General features: G+C 75.3%; 11 protein-coding genes. 8 read left to right on the forward strand and 3 right to left on the reverse strand.

Features of this window, described 5'->3' with window-relative positions:
• The first annotated feature begins 226 nt into the window (after nucleotides 1-226).
• Nucleotides 227-3,046 (forward strand): discoidin domain-containing protein, encoded by a 2,820-nt coding sequence (locus tag CP968_RS01890; RefSeq protein WP_150521644.1) that lies wholly within the window; start codon nucleotides 227-229, stop codon nucleotides 3,044-3,046.
• Nucleotides 3,047-3,158: 112 nt separating this feature from the next.
• On the opposite strand, the gene gdhA is transcribed toward CP968_RS01890, so the two are convergent.
• Both gdhA and CP968_RS01900 read right to left on the reverse strand, forming a co-directional pair.
• Nucleotides 3,159-4,514: an NADP-specific glutamate dehydrogenase gene (gene gdhA, locus CP968_RS01895; protein WP_150516314.1), complete on the reverse strand. Its 1,356-nt coding sequence runs from the start codon at nucleotides 4,512-4,514 to the stop codon at nucleotides 3,159-3,161.
• A gap of 479 nt (nucleotides 4,515-4,993) precedes the next feature.
• A complete protein-coding gene (locus CP968_RS01900; RefSeq protein WP_150516315.1) occupies nucleotides 4,994-5,329 on the reverse strand; it encodes a nuclear transport factor 2-like protein in 336 nt (111 codons plus the stop codon).
• Nucleotides 5,330-5,629: 300 nt separating this feature from the next.
• On the opposite strand from CP968_RS01900, the gene CP968_RS01905 reads away from it, so the two are divergent.
• Nucleotides 5,630-9,058, forward strand: a complete 3,429-nt coding sequence (locus CP968_RS01905) for an AfsR/SARP family transcriptional regulator (protein ID WP_189828794.1) — start codon at nucleotides 5,630-5,632, stop codon at nucleotides 9,056-9,058.
• Nucleotides 9,059-9,154: 96 nt separating this feature from the next.
• Here the strand turns inward: CP968_RS01905 and CP968_RS01910 are convergent, their stop codons facing one another.
• Nucleotides 9,155-9,334 carry a hypothetical protein gene (locus CP968_RS01910; RefSeq protein ID WP_150516316.1) on the reverse strand — a complete coding sequence of 60 codons (180 nt, stop codon included), beginning with the start codon at nucleotides 9,332-9,334 and terminating at the stop codon, nucleotides 9,155-9,157.
• A 330-nt stretch (nucleotides 9,335-9,664) separates the two neighbouring features.
• On the opposite strand from CP968_RS01910, the gene CP968_RS01915 reads away from it, so the two are divergent.
• From CP968_RS01915 to CP968_RS01940, 6 genes are all read left to right on the forward strand, one after another.
• A complete protein-coding gene (locus CP968_RS01915) occupies nucleotides 9,665-11,047 on the forward strand; it encodes a helix-turn-helix domain-containing protein (protein WP_150516317.1) in 1,383 nt (460 codons plus the stop codon).
• 149 nt (nucleotides 11,048-11,196) lie between these two features.
• On the forward strand, nucleotides 11,197-17,592 hold the full coding sequence (locus CP968_RS01920; RefSeq protein ID WP_150516318.1) for a non-ribosomal peptide synthetase: 6,396 nt from the start codon (nucleotides 11,197-11,199) through the stop codon (nucleotides 17,590-17,592).
• Nucleotides 17,589-18,404, forward strand: a complete 816-nt coding sequence (locus tag CP968_RS01925; protein ID WP_150516319.1) for a thioesterase II family protein — start codon at nucleotides 17,589-17,591, stop codon at nucleotides 18,402-18,404. The genes CP968_RS01920 and CP968_RS01925 overlap by 4 nt, the downstream gene beginning before the upstream one ends.
• Before the next feature lie 49 nt (nucleotides 18,405-18,453).
• Nucleotides 18,454-19,494 carry a TauD/TfdA family dioxygenase gene (locus CP968_RS01930; RefSeq protein WP_150516320.1) on the forward strand — a complete coding sequence of 347 codons (1,041 nt, stop codon included), beginning with the start codon at nucleotides 18,454-18,456 and terminating at the stop codon, nucleotides 19,492-19,494.
• Between the two features lie 5 nt (nucleotides 19,495-19,499).
• Nucleotides 19,500-21,362, forward strand: a complete 1,863-nt coding sequence (locus CP968_RS01935; RefSeq protein WP_150516321.1) for a non-ribosomal peptide synthetase — start codon at nucleotides 19,500-19,502, stop codon at nucleotides 21,360-21,362.
• 12 nt (nucleotides 21,363-21,374) lie between these two features.
• A complete protein-coding gene (locus tag CP968_RS01940) occupies nucleotides 21,375-26,624 on the forward strand; it encodes a condensation domain-containing protein (RefSeq protein ID WP_229885791.1) in 5,250 nt (1,749 codons plus the stop codon).
• Nucleotides 26,625-26,868: the final 244 nt, after the last annotated feature.

A 26,868-nucleotide genomic window follows, 5' to 3' on the forward strand; every position in this document is an offset into this window, starting at 1 on the left:
CTCCTTTACGTGTTTATTGCGGGCTCACGTCGAATTCTTGCGCGACTTCATGGACTTCCTTCTTGTGGAGTCGTAGCCTCCTGCGTTGAGCCGACTCCCCCCACCCGCCGATCGAGCCGCAAGGACGTGCGTGCCCGTGTCCCAAGTGCCGCAGAACCACGACCCGAGCCCCGACCACCTCCGCCGGATCAGACGCCGGGGCGCCGCCGTCTTCCTCGCCCTGTCGATGACCGCCACCGCCGCGCTGACGGCCCTGAGCCTCGGCAGCGCTCCCGCCGCGTACGCCGCCGGCGTGCCCGCCCCGTCGCCGGTCGGGATCCCCGGGCGCGGTGCCGACGTGCCCTTCACCGAGCTGGAGGCCGAGTACGCCGCCACGAACGGCAAGCTGATCGGCCCCGACCGGTACTACGGCCACCTCCCCTCGGAGGCCTCCGGCCGCCAGGCGGTGACCCTGGACGCCGCCGGACAGTACGTCGAGTTCACCCTCACCAAGCCCGCGAACGCGATGTCGCTGCGCTACAGCCTGCCGGACACCGCGGACGGGAAGGGGCGGGACGCGACGCTCGACGTCAGGGCGAACGGCCAGTCGGTCCGGACGCTGCCGGTGACCTCCAAGTACAGCTGGTACTACGGGGGCTACCCCTTCAACAACAACCCCGGGGACACCAACCCGCACCACTTCTACGACGAGTCCCGCACCCTGCTCGGCGCCACCTACCCGGTGGGCACCAAGATCAGGGTCCAGGTGACCTCGACGGCGCAGTCGCCGTCCTTCACCCTCGACCTCGCCGACTTCGAGCAGGTCGCGGCGGCCACGGCCCGGCCGGCCGGCGCGTTGGACGCCGTGGCGGACTTCGGCGCGGACCCCACGGGCGCCGCCGACTCCACCGCGAAGGTGCAGGCCGCGGTCGACGCGGGCCGCGCGCAGGGCAGGGCCGTGTTCGTCCCGCCGGGCAACTACACCCTCTACGACCACGTGGTCGTGGACGGGGTGACCGTGCAGGGCGCGGGCCCCTGGTACACCGTCTTCGGCGGGCGGGACCCGGTGAACCGCAACCGCGCCGCCGGCTTCTACGGCAAGTACGTGCCGGGTGGCGGCTACACCGGCCCGGTGCGGCCGCACGAGGCCAACGGGCCGAGCCGCAACGTCACGCTGAAGGACTTCGCGATCATCGGCGACATCCGGGAGCGGATCGACGACGACCAGGTCAACGCCATCGGCGGGGCCATGTCGGACTCGACCGTGGACAACCTCTGGATCCAGCACGTGAAGGTCGCCGCATGGATGGACGGACCGATGGACCGGTTCACCATCAAGAACAGCCGCTTCCTCGACATGACGGCCGACGGCGTGAACTTCCACACCGGGGTCACCAATTCCCGCGTGACCAACACCTTCGTGCGCAACGCCGGTGACGACGGGCTGGCCTCCTGGCCGCAGGACAAGCCGAACGTCAACATCAGCTTCGACCACAACACGGTGGTCCTGCCGATCCTGGCGAACAACATCGTCACGTACGGCGGCAAGGACTTCACCCTCTCGGACAACGTCATGTCCGACACCGTCAGCAACGGCGGCGGCCTGCACATCGCCAACCGCTATCCCGGGGTCAGCTCCGGCAAGGGCACCGCGGTCGCCGGCACCATCACCGCGGCCCGCAACACCCTCATCCGGACCGGGAACAGCGACTTCAACTGGAACTTCGGCGTCGGCGCGATCTGGTTCTCCGGCCTGAACGAGCCGGTGCGGGGCGCGACGATCAACATCTCCGACACCGACGTCCTCGACTCCTCCTACGCCGCGATCCACTCCATCGAGGGCGCCATCAGCGGGGTGAACTTCACCAACATCAACATCGACGGCGCCGGCACCTACGCCGTCCAGGCCCAGGCCGACATCGCGATGAAGTTCACCGGCGTCAAGGCGAAGAACATCGCCCAGGCCGCGACCCCGGTCCACAACTGCATCGGCGCCGGCCTGCAGATCACCGACGGCGGCGGCAACTCCGGCTGGAACACGGGGCAGACCTGCTCCGGCGTGTGGCCGGCCCCCGTGTGGACCAACGGCGGCGTGCCCACGGGCGGGGGCGGCACCACACCTCCCACCACGCCGCCTACGACCCCGCCGACCACTCCCCCGACGACCCCGCCCACCACGCCGCCGGGCGGCAACCTGGCCCTGGGCCGCCCCGCCAGCGCCTCGTCCTCCGTCCAGTCGTACAGCGCGGCGAACGCGGTCGACGGCAACGCCTCGACCTACTGGGAGAGCAACGGCAACGCCTTCCCGCAGACCCTGACGGTGGACCTGGGCGAGGCCAAGCCGGTCGGCAAGGTGACCCTGCGGCTCCCGCCGGCCACCGACTGGGCGGCGCGGACCGAGACCCTGTCGGTGCTCGGCTCGACCGACAACGCCGGCTGGTCCACCCTGAAGGGCTCCGGCGCGGTCGCCTTCGATCCCGCGTCGGGCAACAGCGCCACGCTGACCTTCGACAGCGCCGACGTCCGCTACGTACGGCTGAACGTCACGGGCAACACCGGATGGCCGGCCGGGCAGCTGTCGGAGTTCGAGGTCTACGCCGCCGGCACCGGCCCGACGGCCCCGCCGACCACCCCGCCGCCGACCGCGCCCCCCGCGGGGACCAACCTCGCCCAGGGGCGGCCGGCCGCGGACACCGGCCACAGCCAGGGGTACGTCGCCGGCAACGTCACCGACGGCAACCCCGGCACCTACTGGGAGAGCGCCAACAACGCCTTCCCGCAGTCCGTGACCGTCGACCTCGGCGCACAGCGGACGGTGGGCCGCCTGGTGCTGAGGCTGCCCGCCGCCTGGGGCACCCGGAGCCAGACGCTGTCGGTGCTCGGCTCGGCCGACGGCTCCGCCTGGTCCACGCTGAAGGCGTTGGCCGGCTACACCTTCGCCGAGGGGTCGGGCACGGTCACCGTCCCGCTCTCCACGGCGAACGCGCGCCACCTGCGGGTGGTCTTCACCGCCAACACCGGCTGGCCGGCGGGCCAGCTGTCCGAACTGGAGGTGTACGCCCCGTAGGACCGTGGACCCGCGGAACCGGACGGCCCCGCGGAACCGGACGGCCCGGGCACACCTGGTGCCCGGGCCGTCCGTGCGCGGTGGACCGTCCGCGACGTCCGCACGGCGACGGTCAGATGACGCCCTGCGCGAGCATGGCGTCGGCGACCCGCTCGAAGCCCGCGATGTTCGCGCCGGTGACGTAGTCGCCGGGGGCGCCGTACCGCTCGGCGGTCTCGTAGGCGACGGCGTGGATCGAGCGCATGATGCCCGCCAGCTCGTCCTCGACCCGCTCCGCGCTCCAGGTGGCCCGCGCGGCGTTCTGGCTCATCTCCAGCGCGCTGACGGCGACCCCGCCCGCGTTGGCGGCCTTGCCGGGGCCGAAGGCGACGCCGGCGCTCTGGAAGAGGTGGACGGCCTCGGGGGTGGTGGGCATGTTCGCGCCCTCCGAGACGGCCTTGACGCCGTTGGCGATGAGCGTACGGGCGTCCCGCTCCTCCAGCTCGTTCTGCGTGGCCGAGGGGAAGGCCGCGTCCGCGGGGACGTCCCAGACCCGGCCGCCGGGCACGTAGCGGGCGGACGGGCCGCGGCGCTGCGCGTACTCGCTGACGCGGCCGCGCTCGACCTCCTTGATCTGGCGCAGCAGCGCCAGGTCGATGCCCTTCTCGTCGACCACGTAGCCCTGGGAGTCCGAGCAGGTCAGCGGGTTGGCGCCGAGCTGCTGGAGCTTCTCGATGGTGTAGAGGGCGACGTTGCCGGAGCCGGAGACAACGGCGGACAGGCCGTCCAGGGACCGGCCCCCGACCTTCAGCATCTCGGCGGCGAACAGCACGCTGCCGTAGCCGGTGGCCTCCGGCCGGATGGCGGAGCCGCCCCAGCCCTGGCCCTTGCCGGTCAGGACCCCGGCCTCCCAGCGGTTGGTGACGCGCCGGTACTGGCCGAAGAGGAAGCCGATCTCGCGGCCGCCGACACCGATGTCGCCGGCGGGGACGTCGGTGTGCTCGCCGATGTGGCGGTAGAGCTCCGTCATGAAGGACTGACAGAAGCGCATGACCTCGGCGTCGGACTTGCCGTGCGGGTCGAAGTCGCTGCCGCCCTTGCCGCCGCCGATGCCGAGGCCGGTCAGGGCGTTCTTGAAGACCTGCTCGAAGCCGAGGAACTTCACGACGCCGATGTCCACCGAGGGGTGGAAGCGCAGGCCGCCCTTGTACGGGCCCAGGGCGCTGTTGAACTCGACGCGGTAGCCGCGGTTGACCTGCACGCGGCCCCGGTCGTCCGTCCACGGGACGCGGAAGAGGATCTGGCGCTCGGGCTCGGTCAGCCGCTCGACGAGGGCGACGGCCGGGTCGGCGTAGTCGGGGCGGGCGGCGAAGACGGGGGCCAGGGATTCGAGTACCTCGCGTACGGCCTGGTGGAACTCGGGCTGCGCGGGGTTGCGGCGCTCGATGTCGGCGCGCAGGGCTTCGAGCCGGGCCTTGGGGTCCTTCACGTGTGTCCCTCCAGTGGGGATGCGGTGCGTAGAAGCGACGGGGTGGATGGCGGGCAGGTGCATGGTGTCAGGGCCCTGCCGGGTTCCGGTCGCTTCCGGATGGAGCGCTTTCGGAAAAGTTTTTCCGTTTACGGTCCGAAGCGGAGGCTACCCCGATCGGCGGCCCTCCGAAAAGCCCTTCCGACCTGCGGACACCTCGCCGTCCGCACTCCGGTGACCGCCGTTCGCCCGCGGTCCGTCCACGGTCGGCCCCTCGTGCGTCCGCCGGGCGCCCGCCGTCCGTTCGCCGTCCGTTCGCCGTCCGTCCCCGCGCGCCTCCGCCGCCCGCCGGAAAGGCGCACCGGGGGCCGGCTCTCCATCCGGGACGCAGGAGCGCCTCGGGCACGGTCCTGCCGCCGCCGGCCAGGGAACTCGCGCCCGCTGCCCGACCCGCCCACCGACGACACCGTCCTGGTCCCGGCCCGCGTGCACCGCGCCGCTCAGCGCGGCAGGGAGGCGGCGTAGTAGCGCCGGCAGGCCCGGAGCATGCCCTCGTCCGAGAGGGTGAACACGTCGACGAAGTCCCGCTCGTGCGGGGTCAGCCGGCCCATCGCGACGACGCAGTCCCCCTCGGCGACGATGCGGGTGATCTGGTGGCGCGCGCCACGGGCGCCGGGGCCCTCCAGATCGGAGCCGAGGGGGCCCTCGTGCAGGAGGGAGCCGTAGCCGTCGAGGTCGCCGCTGTCGAGGTAGTGGTAGGCGAGGCGCACGTGGTCGACCCCGGAGTCGGTGATGACGGGGCTGGGCTGGATCCGCCCGGTGTACCGACCGGTCATGGGAAGTCCTTTCGTACGGCCGCGACCCCTCCCGGGGCCGGTGGGTCCACCTTGCGCCGGTCGTGCAACTCGGCGCTATCGCCGCCCTATCACCGCCGCGACGTGCTGCGCAGCGGGACTTCGGCCACGCTGGCCGGATCCACCCCGCCTGTTCCCCACCACGAAATCTCCACACCATGGACAACCGGAGAGGTGTTCGGGAACACTGATCCTCCGCTCCACCCGCATTCCCTCATGGCTCGACCGTGGCGTGTTTCCACGGCGCGGGCCCGATTCGCCGTGCCCCCGGCTGGGAGACTCATGACCGCTTCGCCCGGCCGGGTTCCGCCCACCCCGGACACGGTGGTTTTCCGGATACTCGGCCCGTTACAGGTGACCGGTCACGACGGTCCGGTCCGCATTCCCCCGGGGCGCCAGGAGGTCATCCTCGCCGCGCTGCTCCTGGAGGCGAACCGCGTCGTCAGCACCGACTACCTGGTCGACCTGATCTGGGACGACGAACCCCCGGACACGGCCCGCACCCAGGTGCAGATCTGCGTGTCCCGGCTGCGCAAGGTGTTCACCACGGCGCGGATCGCCGCCGCCATCACCACCCGGCCGCCCGGGTACGTCCTCAAGACCGAGGGCGACCAGGTCGACGCGGCCCTGTTCGCGCGCCGGGTCGCCGACGCGCGCGCGTCGGCGAGGTCGGGCGGCCTGACCGAGGCCGTCGAACTGCTGTGCGCGGCCGCCGAGCTGTGGCAGGGCGACTGCCTGAGCGGGGTCTCCAGCGACACGCTGCGGAGCAAGGCCCTGCAACTGGACGAGGAGCGGCTGACGGCGGCCGAGACCCGCATCGAGCTGGAACTCGCCCTGGGGCGCCACCACCAGCTGGTCGGTGAGATCCAGCAGCTGGTACGGGTCCACCCGCTGCGGGAGCGGCTGCGCGGGCAGCTGATGCTGGCCCTGCACCGCTCGGGCCGGCAGGCGGAGGCGCTGGAGAGCTACCGGGTCGGGCGCGACCTGCTGGTGGAGGAGCTGGGCCTGGAGCCCGGCGGCGAGCTGCGGGCGCTGGAGTCGGCGATCCTGGCGGGCAAGGTCCCGCCGGCGGCCGGCCCCGGCGGCCGGGGCGCGGACCGCGCGGAGCGGGACGGCGCGCACGGCGCGGTCCGGGCCGGCGCCGGTACGGGCCCTGGGCGCGGGGCCGCCACGGCCGCACCGGCCCGCGCGGACGCCCGCTCCGGCACCGGCCCGGACCCCGTCGGTGACCGGCGCCCGGGCGGCGACGCGCACCCGGCCGGCGGCGTCGAAGCGGCCGACGGCGCCGACCCGGCCGCCCCCGCGGCCGGAGTCCGGGATTCCGACGGGTCCGGCCGGCACGGCGCGGTCGCGGACGGGCGGGACCGCGCACGGCCCGCTCCGCCCGAAGGGGCCTCGTACCGCGAGGAGATCCCGCGGCAGCTCCCCGCGGACACCTCGGACTTCGTGGGCGACGAGGCGCAGATCGGGCGGATCGAGCAGACCCTGCTCGGTGCGGGCGGCCGGCGGGCGGTCGGGCTGGCGGTGATCGTGGGCAAACCGGGCACGGGCAAGTCCACCCTGGCCACGCACATCGCGCACCGGCTCGGCGACGGCGGCTTCCCCGACGGGCAGTTGTACTGCGACCTGCGCGGCACCGGCAGCCCGGCCACCTCGGCCGAGGTGCTGGGCCGTTTCCTGCGCGCCCTCGGCATCCCCGGGCCGGTGATCCCCGAGTCGCAGGACGAGCGGGCCGAGATGTACCGGACGCTGATGGCCTCCCGGCGGGTGCTCGTGGTGCTCGACGACGCGGCGTCGGAGGCCCAGATCCGGCCGCTGCTGCCGGGCAGCCGCGACTGCGCGGTGCTGGTCACCAGCCGGGTCCGGCTGACCGGCCTGCCCGGCGCGCACCGGGTCGAGCTGGACATCATGGGCACCGAGCACGCCCTGGAGCTGCTGGTGCGGGTGATCGGCGCGGACCGGGTGCAGCGCGAGCTGGTGGCGGCGGAGGCCCTGATCCGGACCGTGGGCGGGCTGCCGCTGGCCCTGCGGATCGTGGCGGCCCGGCTGGCGGCCCGCCCGCACTGGTCGCTGGCCTCGATGGTGCACCGGCTCTCCAACGAGCGGCACCGGCTCGACGAGCTCACCCACGGCGAGATGACCATGCGGGCGAGCCTCTCGCTCACGCACGACGGGCTCGCCGCGGCCGACCGCCGGCTGCTGCGGCTGCTGAGCCTCGCCAAGGGGCCGACCCTGCCGGGCTGGCTGGCCGGGGCGCTGCTGGACGACGACCGGCCCTTCCCGTCCGACCTGCTCGAACCGCTCGTCGACGTGCAGATGCTGGACGTGGTCGGGGTGGAGTCCACGGGCGGCTTCCGCTACCGCTTCCACGAGATCATCCGGGTGTTCGCCCGGGAGCAGCTCGCCGCGCACGACGAGCCGGCCGCGCAGTCGGCGGCGCTCGGGCGGATGCTGGGCGGGTGGATGTCGCTGGCCGAGCAGGCCCACCGGCGCATCTACGGCGGGGACTTCACGGTGCTGCACGGCGGCGCGGCGCGCTGGGAGCCGCCGGCCGCCTGCGTGGACGAGCTGCTGGTGGACCCGTTGGAGTGGCTCGACAGCGAGCACACCAACCTGGTCCAGGCGGTCGAGCACGCCGCCGAGGCGGGGATGGACGAGCTGTGCTGGGACCTGGCGACGACGCTGACGACGCTGTTCGAGGGACGGGGCTACTTCGACGACTGGGAGCGGACGCACCAGCTGGCCCTGGAGGCCGTCCGGGCGGCCGGGAACACGCGCGGTACCGCGGCGCTGCTCGGCTCGCTGGGGGTGCTGTACCTCGGCCGCAGCCAGCAGGCGGAATCGCGGACCGCGCTGAACACGGCGCTCGGCCTGTTCCAGGAGTTGGACGACCGCCGGGGGCTGGCCCTGTGCCACCGCGACCTGGCCCTGCTGGAGCGGATGCGGGGCAACGAGGACCACGCGCTCACCCTGTACGACCGGGCGCTGCGGGATTTCGACCGGGTCGGTGACGTGGTGGGCCGGGCCATCGTCCTGACGCAGAGCGCGCAGATCTGGATGGTGCGCGGGCAGGCGCCGGCCGCGCAGGACCGGCTGGACGAGGCGCTGGGCATCTACCGTTCGGTGGGGTACACCGGCGGGCAGGCCAGGACGCTGCGCCGGGCCGGGCAGCTGCTCCAGTCGCAGGGCGAACACGAGCGCGCGGTCCGGACGTTCAGCGAGGTGCTGGAGCTCTGCCGGGACACCGGCGACGTGATCGGGGAGGGCTACCTGCTGCGGGACCTGGGGCACGCCAACGCCGAGGTGGGCCGGGGTGAGGCCGCTCGGGGGTTCTACGCCCAGGCGCTGTCGGTGCGCGAGCAGATCATGGACCAGGGCGGGGCGGCGCTGGTGCGGCTGGACCTGGCGCGGCTGCTGATGGCGAGCGGTGGCGCCGGTGAGCGTTCCCGGTCCCGTGAGCTGCTGGAGAGCGCGGTACGGGCCTTCCGCGATCGGCGGATGGAGCCCGAACTGGTCGAGGCGGAGCGGCTGCTGGACTCGGGCCTGCTGCCCGCCCGGCCGCTGATCGCGGTTCCGTCGCAGGTGAGGGCGCCGGTCTCGGGGGCGGTTGTCGCCTCGGTGCTGGGGTCGGCGGTCGGGTCCGCGGGGAGCCCGGTCGTCGGGTCGGACGCGGTGCACGCGCCGGTGACGGAGTCCGCCGCCGGGGTCTGAGGCCGCCGTCCGGTGCATCGGGTCCGGTACCGGGGTCCGTACCGGAAGGGTGCTCGGGCCGCCGCGAAGGTGCGCCGTGGCCCGGGGCGGGTGGGGTCAGTCCCAGGGGTTGGTGTCGGTGGTGGTGCTCGGCGTCGGGGTGGGCTGCGGGGCGGTCGCGCCGGCCGGGGCCGGGGTGACGGGGCCGTCGGCCTGGGCGACCTGGGTGCCGAACACGGCCGCCCCGGCGATGGCGACGGTGACGAACGCGGTGCGCAGTGCGCGGGTGACGGTCATGTCCGGGTCCCTTCGTCGGTGCGCTCCGGTTCTTCCGGGGCGCTTCCTTCGTTCTGGGCACCACGTTAGGAACGGCCGGAATCCCCGCACCGGCCCCGCTCCTATCGCCGCGCTATCACGGATCCCCATCCGCCGTGATAGGTGCGGCCGCCGTCCGCGACAGGCGTCCGGCCCGGGCGGCGGCGGGCCCCGGCGGGGATAGGACGGGCCGCCGCGGGCTGTTCGTCCGGCGATGCCGGGGCGATAGCGCGCTGCCGACGATGGGAGTCAGGAACCGGGCCGCGTCACCCCAGGCCCAGCCGTTCCCCACCACCACCGCCGGGAGCGCACATGAACAGCACGGCCGCCGTCGCCGCCGCCACCCTTCCCGCACCGGAGACCTCCCGCCTGGGAGGGCTCATACGGACCCACCGGCTGCGGATCGGGCTCACCCAGCGGGAGCTGGCCGACCTGTCGACCATCAGCGTGCGGGCCATCCGCGACCTGGAGCAGGGCAAGGCGAGACGGCCCCGCCCCGACACGGTGCGTCTGATGGCCGACGCGCTGCGGCTGGGGCCGCGGGCCCGGGCGGCCCTGGAGGCCGCCGCCCAGCAGGGCCGGGCGACCGGGGCCGGTTGGGAGCAGCCTCCGGCGCCGCCGACGGCCCTGCACCCGATCGTGGGCCGGGACGCCGAGGCGGCGGCGTTGGAGACGGAGCTGTCCTCCGGGGCGGAACGGCTGGTCCACCTGGTGGGGTTGACCGGGGTGGGCAAGACGCGGCTGGCGCTGGCGGTCGCCGAGCGGCTGCACGCGGCCGGGATGCCGGTGCTCTGGTACACCTCCCCGGGCGCGACGGCGGACCACCTGGGCTGCGCGGAGGGCGAGCTGACGGCACGGACCGCGGCGGCGGTGGCACAGGTGCAGGGTCCGGCGGCGGCCGGGGCGGACGGGGGCGCGGTGGACGCCCTCGCCGAACTGCTGGGTGAGCAGTCCGCGCTGCTGGTGCTCGACGGCGCCCCGGCGGGCCCGGTCCGCTTCGACCGGCTGACCGGGCTGCTGCGGGCCTGCCCCGGGCTGCGGCTGCTGGTGACCTCGGACCAGCCGTGGGAGGTGCCGGGCGAGCGGATCTTCCTGCTGGCCCCGCTGGAGGTGCCGGCGGTCGGCGTGGCGGACGCCGCGGCCCCGTCGGTGCGGCTCTTCCTGGACCACGTCCGGCGGGTGCGGCCCGAGTCCACGGCGACGGCGGCGGACCGGGAGTACGCGGCCCGGGTCTGCCGGCGGCTGGACGGCCATCCGGGGGCGCTGGCCGCGGCGGCGTCCTGGTTGGTGGTGTGCGATCTGGCGGCCCTGTGGCAGGGCCTCGACGAGGATCCGGTGGCCCTGCTCGACCACCTCGGCGGCCGCGCCGGGTCCGATGGTTTCCGGGGCGCCCTGCACCGGCGGCTGGAGCGGCTCTCGGCCCCCGCCCGGGGCCTGCTGGAGGCGTTGTGCGGGCGGGCCGGGGACGAGTTCGAGCTCGCCGGGATCACCGGCCTGACCGGCAGCGGCCTGGCGGAGTCCGGCCGGATGCTGCGCGAGCTGCTGCTCAGCGGCGCGGTGCGGACCGCGCACGAGGGGGGCGGCTCCCGCTTCCGGGTGCTGGGCCTGGTACGGGCCGCCTGCGGTGCGCCGCCGACCGCGACGGCGGGTGCGACGGCGGGTGCGACTGCCGCCACTGCCGCCGCTGCCTCCTGAACTGCTCGCCGAGTGCCGGAGCAACTGCCGCCGGGAACGGGGGCCCGCCGGTTGGATTGCGTACGGCCGGACCGCACGACCGATCTCGTGTCGGGTCACGGAGCAGATCCCGACAGCCCGCCGCGGAGACCATCTTGAGGAGCCCGAGCATGTCCCCCACGCCGTCTGAACAGAGCACCGTGCACGGGCCGGCCGCTGTGCGGCTGCCGCTTTCGGCGGCGCAGCGCGACATCTGGATGGCCCACGGTCTCGACGCCTCCGGGTGCCGCTACAACATCGGGGAGTACCGGGAGATCCTGGGCGACCTGGATCCGGCCCTGTTCGCCCGGGCCTGGTACCAGCTGGTCCGCGAGGCGGACACCCTGCGCGTCCGCGGCACCGGCTCGGACGAGGACGGCGGCCTGTGGCAGCTGGTCCGGAGCGAACCGGGCGACCGGCGGCTGGAGTTGCTGGACCTGGGCGGCGAGGCGGACCCCGCGGCGGCGGCCCGCGACCGGATGGACGCGGAGCTGGCCCGGCCCTTCGACCTGGCGGCGGACTGGCTGAGCCGGCACCTCCTGATCAGCGCGGGCCGGACGGCCGCCGGGGAGCCGCGGTGGTACTACTTCCACGCCTTCCACCACCTGGTCATCGACGGACTGGGCATCGCCCTGATGGACCGGCGGCTGGTGGAGCTGTACGAGCGGGCCGGGGCCGGCGAGGACTGGGGCCCCAGCCCGTTCGGGACGCTGGAGGCGCTGCTGGCCGAGGACGCCGGATACCGGAGGTCGCCGGAGGCCGCCGCCGACCGGGCGCACTGGGCCGCGCACCTCGCGGGGCTGCCGCAGACCCCGCGGCTCGGCGAGGGCCGCAGCGGGGGGACGGCGCCGGGCGCGCTGCCCTTCGTACGGCGCACGGTCGTGCTGCCGCCGGACCGGGCGGACCGGCTGCGGGAGGTGGCGCGGGAGCACCGGGCGCCGTGGACGATGCTGGTGATCGCGCTGGTCGGGGCGTACGTGCACCGGGTGAGCGGCAGCCCCGAGCCGGTGCTGGGCCTGCCGGTGACGAGCCGGCGGACGGAGCTGGCCCGGCGGACGCCCGGCATGATGTCGAACGTGGTGCCGCTGCGGGTGCCGGTGGCGCCGGACGGCACGCTCGCCGAGCTGCTGGCGGCCACGGTCGAGGAGACCCGGCAGGGGCTGGCGCACCAGCGCACCCGGTACGAGGACATCTGCCGGGACCTGGGGCTGGGCGAGGCCGAGCGGCGGATCACGGCGCCGCTGGTGAACATCATGGCGTTCGCGCCGGGGATGCGCTTCTGCGGGTTCCCGACGACCCAGCACAACCTGAGCAACGGGCCGGTGGAGGACCTGGCGGTCGGCGTCTACGACCTCGGGCCGGAGGGCGGGCTGCGGATCGACTTCGACGCCGCGCCCGAGGTGTGCGACCTCGCGGCGGTGGCCGGGCACCAGGACCGGTTCGTGCGGTTCGTGGAGCGGGCCGTCGAGTCGGCCGATCTGCCCCTGTCCGCGCTGGAGCTGCTGGACGAGGAGGAGCGGCGCAAGGTCCTGCACGAGTGGACCGGCGGGCGCACCGACATCGAAGCGGCCACGCTCGTCGACCGCTTCGAGGAGCGGGCGCGCCTGCATCCCGGCGCCCGCGCCCTGGTCTTCGGGGACGAGGAGCTCACGTACGGGGAGCTCGACGCCCGCGCCAACCGGCTCGCCCGGCACCTGCGCGCACGGGGTCTGGGGCGCGGCGACCTGGCCGGCGTGCTGCTCGACCGGGGCCTCGACTTCGCCGTCGCCGTGCTCGCCGTGGTCAAGACCGGCGCCGGGTACGCCCTGTTGGACCCCGAGTTCCCCGACGAGCGCCTGGGCGGCACGGCCGCCGAGGCGGGCCTGCGGGTCCTGGTCAGCGACGGTGCGCACCACGCCCGGGTGAGCGGCCCCTGGGCGAACGTGCTGGTGGACGCCGAGAGCGCGGCCGTCGCCCGGCGGCCGTCCGGTCCCCTGGGCATCGCACTGACGGCCGACGACTCCGCCTGCGTGATGTTCACCTCCGGCTCCACCGGGCGCCCCAAGGGCATCCTGTCCTCGCACCGGAACCTGGTCTCCACCGTCACCGCGCAGACGTACGCGCGCTTCGGGCCGCGGGAGGTCTTCCTGCAGTGCTCGCCCGTGTCCTGGGACGCCTTCAGCCTGGAGTTCTGGGGCGCCCTGCTCCACGGCGGCGCCACCGTCCTCCAACCGGGCCAGCGCCCGGAGCCCGCGGTCATCGCCGCGCTGTGCCCGCGGTGGGGCGTCACCATGCTCCAGTTGTCGTCCAGCCTCTTCAACTTCCTGACCGACGAGCACCCCGGCACCTTCGCCACCACCCGCATCGTCTACACGGGCGGCGAGCCGGCCTCCCCCACCCACGTCCACCGGCTGCACCGGCTGTACCCGGATCTTGCCGTCACCAACGGCTACGGCCCGGCCGAGTCCATGGGGTTCACCACCACGCACCCCGTCCCGGTCTCGGAGCGGGCGGCGGGCACGGTGCCCATCGGCCGGCCGCTGACCAACAAGCACGCGTACGTCCTCGACGCGCGGCTGCGCCCCTCGCCGCCCGGCACCACCGGCGAGCTGTACCTGGCGGGCGACGGCCTGGCCCACGGCTACCTCGCCCAGCCCGCCACCACCGCGGCGAGCTTCGTGCCCAACCCCTACGGCCCGCCCGCCTCGCGCCTCTACCGCACCGGCGACCGGGCGCACTGGGACGCCGACGGCAACCTGCACTACACGGGCCGGTCCGACACCCAGGTCAAGGTGCGCGGCTTCCGCGTCGAACCCACCGAGATCGAGACCGTCCTCACCACCCACCCCCGCGTCGCGCAGGCCACCCTCCTGCACACGACCCACCTGACGGCCTACCTCACCCTCACGCCCGGCCCCGAGCTCGGGCCGGCCGCCCTGCGGGGATGGCTCCGCGACCGACTGCCCGAGCACATGGTGCCCGCGCAGTTCGCGGTGCTCGACCGGCTGCCGCTGACGGCCAACGGGAAGATCGACAAGCGGGCCCTGCCGGCCGTCGAACCGCCGCTGTCCTCCGGGGGGCGCCAGCCGCGCACCGAGCTGGAGGAGATCGTGCGGACCCTGGTCGGCGAGGTCCTCGGAGCCCCCGCGCCCCTCTCCATCGACGACGGGTTCTTCGACCACGGCGGGCACTCCCTGCTCGCCGCCCGCCTCACCAACCGCATCGCCGCCACCCTCCACGTCACCCTCACCCTCCGCGACGTCTTCCAACACCCCACCCCCGCCACCCTCGCCCGGCACATCCAGACCCTGTCGGGCCGCCCGGCGCTGCCTGCGCTCACCCGGAGCGCGCACCGGCCCGAGCTGCTGCCGCTGTCCTTCGCCCAGCAGCGCCTGTGGCTGGTGTCCGGGCTACAGGCCGGGGGGACCTCGTACAACGTGCCGATGGCCGTCCGACTGGACGGCGTACCGGACCTCGACGCCCTGCGCGCGGCCCTGGGCGACCTCGTCGGACGGCACGAGCCGCTGCGGACCCGGTTCACGACCGCGGACGGCGATCCGCGGCAGGTGGTCGATCCGGCGGGGGAGCCGGTGTTCGAGGTGCGCACGGTCGCGCCGGAGGAACGGGAGGGCGCGCTGCTGGCGGCCGCCGGGCACTCCTTCGACCTGGCCGCGGAACACCCGCTGCGGGTCACGCTGCTGCGGACCGGTGAGGAGCGGTCCACCCTGCTGGTCCTGCTCCACCACATCGCCACCGACGGCCAGTCGCTGCGCCCGCTCTTCGACGACCTGTCGACCGCCTACGCCGCCCGGCTGGCCGGCCGCGCTCCCGACTGGGCCCCGCTGCCGGCGGACTACGCCGACTACGCGCTCTGGCAGCGGGCCGCACTGGCCGGCGGCGACGTCCTGGCCGAGCAGCTCGCCTATTGGAAGACCGCGCTGGCGGACCTGCCCGAGGAACTCGACCTGGTCCACGACCGGCCCAGGCCGGCGGTGGCGGGCCAGCGGGGCGGGGCGGTCCGCGTCGACTTCGGGCCCGAGCTGCACAAGCGGATCGTGGCGCTGGCGCGCGCCGAGCGGTGCACCGCGTTCATGGTGCTCCAGGCGGCGCTGGCCGCACTGCTGACCCGGCTCGGGGCGGGCACGGACATCCCCCTCGGCTCACCGGTCGCGGGACGTTCGGACGAGGCGCTGTCGGATCTGGTGGGCTTCTTCGTCAACACGCTGGTGCTGCGCACCGACACCTCGGGCAATCCCGCCTTCCGGGAGCTGCTGGCCCGGGTGCGCGCCGCCGATCTGGACGCCTTCGCCCACCAGGAGGCCCCGTTCGACCTGGTGCTGGAGGCCGTGAACCCGGCCCGTTCGCTGTCGCGGCACCCGCTGTTCCAGATCTGCCTGGCCCTGGAATCGGGGCCCGCGGTGACGCCGCGGCTGCCGGGCCTTCGGGCGGGCGCCGCCGAACCGCTGGCGACCGGGGCGGTCAAGTTCGACCTGGAGTTCCTGCTGCACGCCGAGCCGGACGGTTCCCTGACGGGCGCCGTGCTGTACAGCTCCGACGTGTACGAGCGGGCCACCGTCGAGCGGTTGGCGTCGATGCTGCGCCGCACCCTGGAGCACGTGGTGGCGGATCCCGGGGCGCCGCTCTCGCAGCTGGAGCTGCTGGGGGAGGCGGAGCGGCGGCAGGTCCTGGAGGAGTGGACGGGCGTGCGCAGCGACATCGGCGGGGCCACCCTCGTGGACCGCTTCGAGGAGCAGGTGCGCCTGCGTCCGGGCGCCGTCGCGGTCGTCTCGGGCGACGACCGGCTCAGCTACGGCGAGCTCGACGCCCGCGCCAACCGGCTCGCCCACCACCTCGCCGCCCGGGGCCTGCGCCGCGGCCGGCTCGCCGGCATCCTCCTCGACCGCGGCGCCGACTTCGCCACCGCCCTCCTCGCCACCCTCAAGACGGGCGCCGGCTACGCCCTCCTCGACCCCGAGTTCCCCGACGAACGCCTGGCCACCACCGCCCGCGACGCCGCCGTCACCCACCTCGTCACCAGCACCCACCACCACAAACGCCTGGCCGGCCCGTGGAACACCACCCTCGCCGACGCCGACCGGGCCGCCATCGCCGCGCACCCCGACTCCCGCCCGGGCACCCCGCTGACCGCGGACGACGTGGCCTGCGTCATGTTCACCTCGGGCTCCACCGGGCGCCCCAAGGGCATCCTCTCCAGCCACCGCAACCTCGTGTCCACCCTCACCGCCCAGACCTACGCCTCCTTCGGCCCCGCCGAGACCTTCCTCCAGTGCTCCCCCGTCTCCTGGGACGCCTTCAGCCTCGAATTCTGGGGCGCGCTCCTGCACGGCGGCACCACCGTCCTCCAGCCCGGGCAGCGTCCCGAGCCGGCGCTCATCGCCGAGCTGGCGCCCCGCCACGGCGTCACGATGCTCCAGCTCTCCTCCAGCCTCTTCAACTACCTCACGGACGAGCACCCCGACACCTTCGCCACCACGCGCATCGTCTACACCGGCGGCGAACCCGCCTCCCCCACCCACGTCCACCGCCTCCACCGGCGCCATCCGCACCTCACCATCACCAACGGCTACGGCCCCGCCGAGTCCATGGGCTTCACCACCACCCATCCCATCCCGGCCTCCGACAGCCCGACCGTGACGGTCTCCATCGGACGCCCGCTCACCAACAAGCACGCCTACGTGCTCGACGGGCACCTGCGCCCCGCCCCGCCCGGAGCGACCGGGGAGCTCTACCTGACCGGTGACGGCCTGGCCCACGGATACCTCGCCCAACCCACCGTCACGGCCGCCCACTTCGTGCCCAACCCCTTCGGGCCGCCCGGCTCCCGCCTCTACCGCACCGGTGACCAGGCCCACTGGGACGCCGACGGCAACCTGCACTACATGGGGCGCACGGACACCCAGATCAAGATCCGCGGGTTCCGCATCGAACCCACCGAGATCGAAACGGTCCTCACCACCCACCCCGAGATCACCCAGGCGACCCTGGCGACCCATCCCGACCACCACAACACGCCCCAGCTCACCGCCTACCTCGTCGCGAGCGACCCCGGCCTCTCCCCTCAGGGCGTCCGGCTCTGGCTGCGCACGCTGCTGCCCGACCACATGGTCCCGGCCTTCGTCGTACTCCTCGACCGGCTGCCGCTGACCCCCAACGGGAAGATCGACAAGCGGGCCCTGCCCGTCCCCCAGGCGGCGGACACGATCGGCGGGCGCGCACCGCGGACCGAGCTGGAGGCCACGGTCCTCGCACACTTCACGGCCGCCCTCGACACGAGGGCGCGGCTCTCCATCGACGACAGCTTCTTCGACCACGGCGGGCACTCCCTGCTCGCCGCCCGCCTCACCAACCGCATCGCCGCCACCCTCCACGTCACCCTCACCCTCCGCGACGTCTTCCAACACCCCACCCCCGCCACCCTCGCCCAGCACATCGAGGGCCTGCGGCTCGCCGCACCGGCCGCCGCGCCCCGGCGGGCCAGGCCCGCCCTGCGCCGCCGCACTCCCGACCAGGAACGGAGTTCCTCATGACCGACGACACCCACCCGGACTTCACGCCCGCGCCCGACGACGTGGTGTGGGACCTGCCGGGCGACGGCCCGCAGCGCACCTCCCTGCTGGTCCTGCCGCACGCCGGCGGCAACGCGCACGCGTACGCCGAGTGGCGCCGGTACCTGCCCGCCGACGTCCGTCTGCTGATCGGCCAGTACCCGGGCCGCGGGGCGCGCTTCGCCGAGGAGCTGCCCCGTACGATCGCCGACCTGGCCGGCCCGGTGGTGGCCTCGCTGCCCGCCGGGACCACCGAGGACCTGGTGGTGCTCGGGCACAGCATGGGTTCGCTGGTCGCCTTCGAGGTGGTGCGCGCCCTCCAGACGGCCGGGCGCACCCCGCGCGCCCTGGTCGCCTCGGCCTGCCGGGCCCCGTTCCTCGCCAACCCGTGCGCCGTCCACCCCGAACGGCTCGACGACGACGAGCTCGTCGCCGCGATCAAGGCGCGCGGCGGCACCGATGACGGCATCCTGGACGAACCCGAGCTGCGGGAGATCATCGTCCCGTCCATCCGCGCCGACTTCGCCATCGACGACGTCTACCGCTGCGAGGAGTCCGCGGCCCGGGTGGACTGCCCGGTGACCGTGATCGGCGGGGACGCCGACCCGGTCGCGCCGGCGGCCTCGCTGGACCGCTGGGCGGAGATCACCGACCGCGCCTTCGCGACGCACGTCCTGCCCGGCGGCCACTTCTACTTCCAGCAGCAGCTGCCCGCGTTCTTCTCCGTCCTGGGCCCGGTCCTCGACCCTGCCCGGGCCCCCGGCGGCCACGTGCCGGCCGCCGCCGCGGCCTGACCGCGCCCCCTCCACCGATCCGAACTCCGCATCCCGTTAAGGACCTTCCATGACCACGTTCGCAGACGCCCCCACCCAGACCGGCATCAGCCCGATCCGCGAGAGCGGCAAGCCCGTCGTCGTCCCGACCCCGGCCGGCGCGGACCTGGAGACGGCCGTCGCGTGGCTGACCGACCACCGCGCCGACATCCAGGCCGAGCTGCACCGCTCCGGCGCCGTCCTGCTGCGCGGGCTGCCGGTCACGGACGCGGCCTCCTTCGCCGCCGCCCGGGACGCGCTGATCCTGCAGCGGGCCGGCTACAAGGAGAAGGCCACGCCGCGCACCGACTTCGGCGAGGGCGTCTTCTCCTCCACCGACCTGCCGGCCGTACAGCCGATCCGGCTCCACAACGAGAACAGCTACACCCTGGACTTCCCCGGCGTCCTGCTGTTCGGCTGCGTGATCGCCCCCGAGGAGGGCGGCGCCACCACCGTCGGCGACATGCGCGAGGCGCTGCGCCTGCTGCCGCCGGAGCTGGTCGAGCGGTTCGCGCGGGCCGGCTGGCTGCTCGTGCGCAACTACTCCGAACTCGCCGGACTGCCCTGGTACAAGACCTTCGCGACCGAGGACAAGGCCGTCGCCGAGGCGTACTGCGAGGAGAACACGGTGGGCTACGAGTGGGTCGAGGAGGACGACTCGATGATCACCCGGCAGCGCCGGTCCGCGATCGTCACGCACCCGGTGACGGGCGAGCACACCTGGTTCAACCACTTCGCCTTCTGGAACAGCCGCACCCTGGACCCCGACGTCCGCGAGGTGCTGGTGGAGACCTACGGCGAGGACGGCCTGCCCTTCAACACCTACCTGGGCGACGGCACCCGGCTCACCGACGCCGAGGTCGACGTGATCAACGACGTCTACGACCGGGTGACGGTGCGCGAGACCTGGCAGCAGGGCGACCTGATGCTCGTCGACAACATCCTGTGCGCGCACGGCCGCGAGTCGTACAAGGGCGACCGCAAGATCCTCGTCGCGATGGGCGAGCCGGTCGCGCTCGCCGACTGCGCGCCCGCCACCCAGCCGTCCACCACCGTCTTCGCCGGGGAGTGACCACCATGACCGCCGTACTTCCCGAGCGCCCGCGTACCCACGGGGCCCCGCACGCCCCCGTCGACCTGCTGGAGCGCCTCGCGCAGGCGCCCGCGGACCGGGCCGCCGTCGCGGCCGGCGACCGCGGACTGACCTTCGGCGCGCTGCGCGCCGAGGCCATGCGGATCGCCGCCCGGCTCGCCGCGCGCGGCATCGGACCCGAGAGCGTGGTGGCGCTGTGCCTGCCGCGCGGGGCCGACCTGGTAGCCGCCCTGATCGGCACCCTGACGGCCGGCGCCGCCTACCTGCCCGTCGACCCGAAGCTGCCGGCCGAGCGGCGCCGCTACCTGGTGGAGGACGCCGGCGCCGACCTCGTCGTCACGGCGGGCCCGGACGCCGAGCCGCTCGCCCCGCACGTCGCGCACCTGGCCGTGGCGGAGCTGACCGCGCCGGACGACGGGCCCGACCCGGTGTTCGCGCCGGTGCCCGTCTCCGGCGACTCCCTCGCCTACGTCATCTACACCTCCGGCTCCACCGGCCGTCCCAAGGGCGTCGAGATCGGCCGGGCCGCCGCCTCCGCGCTCCTCGCCGAGCTGGAGGGCGCGGGCATCGCGGTCACCCGGGGCGGGCGGGTCGGCTGGAACGCCTCGCCGTCCTTCGACGCCTCCGTGCAGCAGTGGGTCCGCGTCTGCCGGGGCGACACCCTGGTGATGATCGACGAGGACACCCGGGCGGACCCGGCGCTGCTGGCCCGGCTGATCGACGAACAGGCGCTGACGGACCTCGACATCACCCCCTCGCACGCCGATCCGCTGCTGGACCTGATCAGCGCGGACGGCGGGCCGCGCCCGCTGACCCTGCTGGTCGGCGGCGAGGCGATCAGCCCCGCCCTGTGGCGCCGTCTCGGCGAGAAGGACGCCCAGGGGGTGCTGCGCACGGTCAACCTGTACGGGCCCACCGAGTGCACCGTGGACTCCACCGCAGGCTGGGTCGACCCGGGCGACGCCACGCCGCACATCGGCAGCGTGCTGCCCGGCCTGCGGATGCGGGTGCTGGACGCGGACCTGAACCCGGTCGGTCCGGGCGAGAGCGGCGAACTGTACCTGGCGGGCCCGCGCGTGGCCCGCGGCTACCGGCGCCGCCCCGCGCTGACGGCCGAGCGGTTCGTGGCCGACTCCGGGACCCCGGGCGCGGACGGCGCCCCGGAGCACGGCGGGCGGATGTACCGCACCGGCGACCTGGTGCGCCTGCTGCCGGGCGGCCGCCTGGGGTACCTGGGGCGGGCGGACGGGCAGGTCAAGCTGCGCGGCCACCGCATCGAACTCCCGGAGGTCGAGGCCGCGCTGACCGCGGGCGAGGGGGTCGCGGAGGCGGCCGTCCTGCTCTTGGACGAGGTCCACGGAGCGCCGGGGCTGGTCGCGTACTACCGGGCCGGGACGGCCGCGGTCACCGAGGCCCTGCTGCGCGAGCGGCTGGCCGCGGCCCTGCCCGCCTACATGGTCCCCTCGGCCTTCGTGGCCGTGGACCGCTTCCCGACCACCGCCAACGGCAAGCTGGACCGGGCCGCGCTGCCCGCCCCGGCCGCCGCGGCTCCCGCCGCCGCGACCGCCGCGTCCACGGCCGGGCTGACCCGCTCGCAGGAGCTGATCGCGGGCGTCTGGGCGACCGTGCTCGGCGCCGCGCACGTCGGGCCGGACGACAACTTCTTCAAGCTGGGCGGGCATTCGCTCCTCGCGATCAAGCTGGTCTCGCGGGTCCGCGCCGAACTGGGCGTCTCCCTCGCGGTCAAGGCCGTCTACGCCCACCCCCGCCTGCGGGACCTCGCCGCCCACCTCGACACGCTCGTCGCGGCGACCGCCGACGCGGCCGCCGCGCGCCAGGACAGTTAGGACAGTCAGGACATGACCGAGATCCCGTTGTCGTTCGCGCAGCGCCGGCTGTGGTTCCTGGGCCGCCTGCACGGCCCGTCGGCCGCGTACAACGCCCCCGTGGTGCTGCACCTGGACGCGGAGCCCGACGCCGGTGCCCTCGGCGCGGCGCTGGCCGACGTCGTGGAGCGGCACGAGGTGCTGCGCACCGTCCTGCCGGCCGGGACGGACGCGGAGCCGTACCAGCGGGTGCTGGACGCGGCCGCCGTTCCCGGGCCGACCACCGGGCACTGCGCGCCGGGCGGCGTGGACGCGGCCGTCGCCGCGTTCACGCGGCAGGCGATCGACGTGACCGCCGAGGCGCCGCTGCGGGCCCGGCTGCTGCTCCCGGGTGACGGGACCTCGGTACTGGTGCTGCTGATCCACCACGTGGCCACCGACGGGTGGTCCGTCCGTCCCCTGCTGCGCGACCTGTCCCTGGCCTACGCGGCCCGGCTGGCCGGCCGGGCGCCCGGCTGGGAGCCGCTGCCGGTGCAGTACGCGGACTACAGCCAGTGGCAGCGCGAGCTGCTCGGCGACCCGGCCGACCCGGAGAGCCTGGCCCACGAGCAGGCGGAGCACTGGCGGGGCGTCCTGGCCGGCGCACCGGCCCTGATCGCCCTGCCCGCCGACCGGCCGCGCCCGGCGGAGCCCTCGGGCCGGGGCGCCACGGTGACCGCCCGGCTGGACCCGGCGGCCCACCGCGGGCTGCTCGACCTGGCCCGCTCGCACCGGGCCAGCCTCACGATGGCGGCCCGGGCCGCGCTGGCGGCGGCGCTGTCCGCCGCCGGCGCCGGAGACGACGTGCTGATCGGGGCTCCCGTGGCGGGGCGGCCCGACGAGGACCTGTACGAGCTCGTCGGCTTCTTCGTCAACTCCCTCGCCCTGCGCACCGATCTGTCGGGCGATCCGACCGTGGCCGAGCTGCTGGTCCGGGTCCGGGACGCGGACCTCGCGGCGTACGAGCACCAGGAGCTGCCGTTCGACGTGCTGGTGGAGCGGCTCGCGCCGGAACGGGCCCTGGGGCACCACCCGTTCTTCCAGGTGATGCTGACCGTGGACGCGAACGGCGGCCCGCCCGGCCCCGTGGGGCTGGGCGCGATCGGCGGGCGCCTCGCGGACGTGGGCCTGGACGCCGCCAAGTTCGACCTCACCTGGTACTGCGCGGAGCGGCACACCGCGGACGGCGCCCCGGACGGCCTCGACATCGCCCTCCAGTACGCACGGGACCTCTTCGACGAACCGACGGCGCGGCTGCTGCTGGAGGCGTACGTACGGGCGCTGCGCGCCTTCGCGGCCTCGCCGCGGACCCGGCTGGGCGCGCTCGGACTGCTGACCGGGCCGGAGGCACGGGAGCTGGCCGGGCGGCGGGAGCGGCTGGCCGCCCTTCCCGGCGGGGCCGTGGCGCCGGCCGCCCCGGTGCGCCGCGACGTGCTCTCGCCGCGGGAGGAGATCCTGTGCGGGCTGTTCGCGGAGGTGCTGGGCCGGGAGGCGCTGGCCGCCGACGCCAACTTCTTCAAGTCCGGCGGGCATTCCCTGCTCGCGAGCAAGCTCGTCAACCGGGTCCGCGGCGCGCTCGGCCTGGAGCTGGGCATCCGGGACCTGTTCCTCGCGCCGACCCCGACCGCCCTGCACCGGCGGCTCGCCGAACTGGGCGGCGCGGCGGCGACCCGTCCGGCGCTGTCCCCGGCGGCGGAGCGGCCCGAGCGGCTCCCGCTGTCGGCGGCCCAGCGGGCGCTGTGGCTGCTGGGCCGGATCGAGGGGCCCTCGGCGACGTACAACGCGCCGCTGGTGCTGCGGCTGGACGCGGTCCCGGACCGCGAGGCGCTGGCGGCGGCCCTGGGCGATCTGGTGGAACGGCACGAGGTGCTGCGCACCGTGTACGGCTCCGAGGGCGGCGAACCGTACCAGCGGGTGCTGGACGGGGCGGCGGCCGGGCTGCTGGAGGTGGCGCACTGCGCGCCCGGGCGGACGGCGGCCCTGACGGCCGCCTTCGGCCGGGAGACCTTCGACCTGGGGGCGCGGCCGCCGTTCAGGGCGCGGCTGTTCGTCCCCGGGGACGGCGGCTCGGTGCTGGTCCTGCTGGTGCACCACATCGCCACCGACGGATGGTCGCTGGCCCCGCTGCTGCGCGACCTCGACGAGGCCTACGCGGCGCGCTGCGCCGGGCGGGCCCCGCGGTGGCGGGCGCTGCCGGTGCAGTACGCCGACTACGCCCTGTGGCAGCGCGAGCTGCTCGCCGCGCCGGAGGCGCTGCTCGGGTTCTGGAAGGCGGCGCTGGACGGGCTGCCGGCCCGGACGGCGCTGCCCGTGGACCGGCCGCGCCCGGCCGAGCCGTCGGGGCGGGCGGTGACGGTGTCGGCGGAGCTGGACGCCGACGCGCACCGGGCCCTGCTGGGTCTGGCGCGCGGGCGGCGGGCCAGCCTGTTCATGGTGGCCCGGTCGGCGCTGGCGGCGGCCCTGTCGGCGACCGGCGGCGGTGAGGACCTGGCGATCGGGACGCCGGTGGCGGGCCGGGCCGACCAGGACCTGCACGACCTCGTCGGCTGCTTCGTCAACTCCCTGGTGCTGCGCACGGACCTGTCCGGCGACCCGGCGGTCGGCACGCTCGTGGAGCGGGTGCGGGACGCGGACCTGGCCGCCTTCGACCACCAGGACCTGCCGTTCGACGTGCTGGTGGAGAACTTCGCCGAGCCGGGCCGGGCGTTGGGCGAGCACCCCTTCTTCCAGGTCATGCTGACCGTGCAGGAGGCCGCCGACGACCGGGTGCGGCTCGGCCCGGTGGGCGGCCGGGCCACCAGCACCGACCTGGGCGCGGCCAAGTTCGACCTCAGCGTCCACTGCGCCGGGCGGCGCGGCCCCGACGGCGGGCCGGGCGGCCTGGACGTGCACCTGCAGTACGCCGAGGACCTGTTCGACGCCGGGACGGCCCGGCTGCTCCTGGACGTGTACGTACGGGCGCTGCGCGCCTTCGCCGCCTCGCCGGAGACCCGGCTGGGCGAGCTCGGGCTGCTGACGGAGCCGGAGCGGCGGGGGCTGGCGGAGCGCGGGGACCGGGTGGCGGCCGCCGTACGGCCGGAGCCCGGGTCGCGGCCGGTCTCCCCGGCGGCGGAGCTCTCCCCGCGGGAGGAGATCCTGTGCGGGCTGTTCGCGCAGGTGCTGGGCCGCGAGCGGATGGCCGCCGACGCCAACTTCTTCAAGTCCGGCGGGCATTCCCTGCTGGCCAGCAAGCTCGTCAACCGCGTACGGGCCGTACTGGGCGTGGAGGCCGGCATCCGGGACCTGTTCCTGGCGCCCACGGCGAGCGCCCTGCACCGGCGGCTGGGCTCGGCCCGCGCCGTGGACCGCCCGGCGCCGACGGCCGTGGCGCAGCGGCCCGAGCGGCTGCCGCTGTCGTACGCGCAGCGCCGGCTGTGGTTCGTGGACCAGTTGGAGGGCCCCTCGCCGACGTACAACATCGCGCTGGTGAGGCGGCTGGACCGGCCGCTCGACCCGGCGGCGCTGGCGGAGGCGCTGGCCGATGTCGCCGCGCGGCACGAGGTGCTGCGCACGGTGTACGGGGTGGAGGGCGGCGAGCCGTACCAGCGGGTGCTGGAGGGGGCCCGGCCGCAGTTGGAGCTGGCGCGTCCGGCGGACGTGGCGGCCGCGGTGGACGCGGCCGCCGGGCACGTCTTCGACCTCGCGCGGGACCTGCCGCTGCGGGCCTGGCTGTTCCTGCCGGACGGCGAGGGCCCGCAGACCCTGGTGCTGCTGCTGCACCACATCGCGGCGGACGGCTGGTCCACCGGGCCGCTGCTGGCGGACCTGGCCGCCGCGTACGGGGCGAGGGCGGCCGGACGGGCGCCCGACTGGGACCCGCTGCCGCTCCAGTACGCGGACTACACGCTGTGGCAGCGGGAGCTGCTCGCCGGGGCCGCTGCCGACCTCGCCCACTGGGAGGGGGCGTTGCGCGGGCTCCCGCCGCTGCTCGACCTGCCCGCGGACCGGCACCGGCCGGCCGAGCCCTCGGGGAAGGGGGCGCTCACGGGCTTCGCGGTGTCCCCCGACACGCACCTGCGGCTGGTCCGGCTGGCGCACGGGCACGGGGCCACCCTGTTCATGGTGGTGCAGGCGGCGCTGGCCGCCGCCCTGACCCGGCTCGGGGCGGGCACCGACCTGGCGCTCGGCACCACGGTGGCCGGGCGCGCGGACGACGCGCTGTCGGGGCTGGTGGGCTTCTTCGTGAACACGCTGGTGCTGCGCACCGACACGGGCGGCGACCCGACGTTCGAGGAGCTGCTGGGGCGGGTGCGGGAGGCGGGCCTGGCCGCGTACGAGCACCAGGACCTGCCGTTCGACCGGCTGGTGGAGCACCTGAACCCGCACCGCTCGGCCGCGCACCATCCGCTGGTGCAGGTGATGCTCCAGGTGAACCCGGCCGGGAACGCGGGCGCTGCCGGCGGGCCGCTGGCCGGGACGGAACTCTCGTACGGGTCGGCCACGGCCAAGGCGGACCTGACCTTCGCGCTGACCGAGCGGCCCGGCGGCGGTCTGGACGGGGTGCTGGAGTACGCGACCGATCTGTACGGGGAGGCGGGTGCGGGCCGCCTGGCCGGTCTGCTGGTGGCGGCGCTGGAGCTGTTCGCCGCCGATCCCGGGCAGCGCGTCGGGGACCTGCCCGCGCCGGCCGACCGGCGCGGGGAGCGGCCGGTGGCCGGCGGCTACCGGATCGACGTCGGCCACGTGGCGGAGGTGCTCGGGCGGCATCCGGAGGTCACCGACGTACGGGCGGGGGTCGAGGAGGGCCGGCTCGTCGCGTACGCGGCGGGGGCGGTCACGGAGGCGGGGCTCCAGGAGTGGGCCGCGGAACGGCTGCCGGAGTACGCGGTCCCGTCGGTGGTGCACCTGCGGTCGGCGGCCGGGACGGACCCGGCGGAGCAGGTGGCCGGGCAGGCGGCCGGGGCCGGCGCGGACGAGCGGCTGGCGGCCTCCCTGCTGCGGTTGTTCGCGGAGGTGCTGGAGCGGGGCCAGCTCGGCCCGGACGACAACTTCTTCAAGTCCGGCGGCCATTCGCTGCTGGCGGTACGGCTGGTGAACCGGGTCAAGGCGGAACTGGGCCGCGAGCTCACCCTGCGCGAGGTGTTCCGGCACCCGACCCCGGCCCGGCTGGCCGCGCTGCTGACGGCGGTCCCCCCGACGCCGCCCACCCCGCCCCCGGCCCTGCGCCGCCGCACCCGGGCGGGCTCCCGGGTCCGCCAGCCGTAGGCCCCCGGGACGGCGGCGGGGCAGGGGGCGGCGGGGCGGAGCACACCGCCCGGCCGCCCCCTCCCCGCGTGCGCTCCCCGCTCCCCCGGCCACCCCGCCCGGAACGGCCCCGCCCGCCCGCCGGGCGGCGGTGCGTCCCACGGCACGGCGCCGCTCGTCGGCGGCGGTTCGGGGCGGCAGTTCGGGGCGGCAGGGCGGGGGTGCGGAAGCTGCCGCGGGGACTGCCCGCCGGAGCGGGGCGGGG

It is taken from the genome of Streptomyces subrutilus, assembly GCF_008704535.1.
Classification (GTDB): Bacteria; Actinomycetota; Actinomycetes; order Streptomycetales; family Streptomycetaceae; genus Streptomyces; species Streptomyces subrutilus.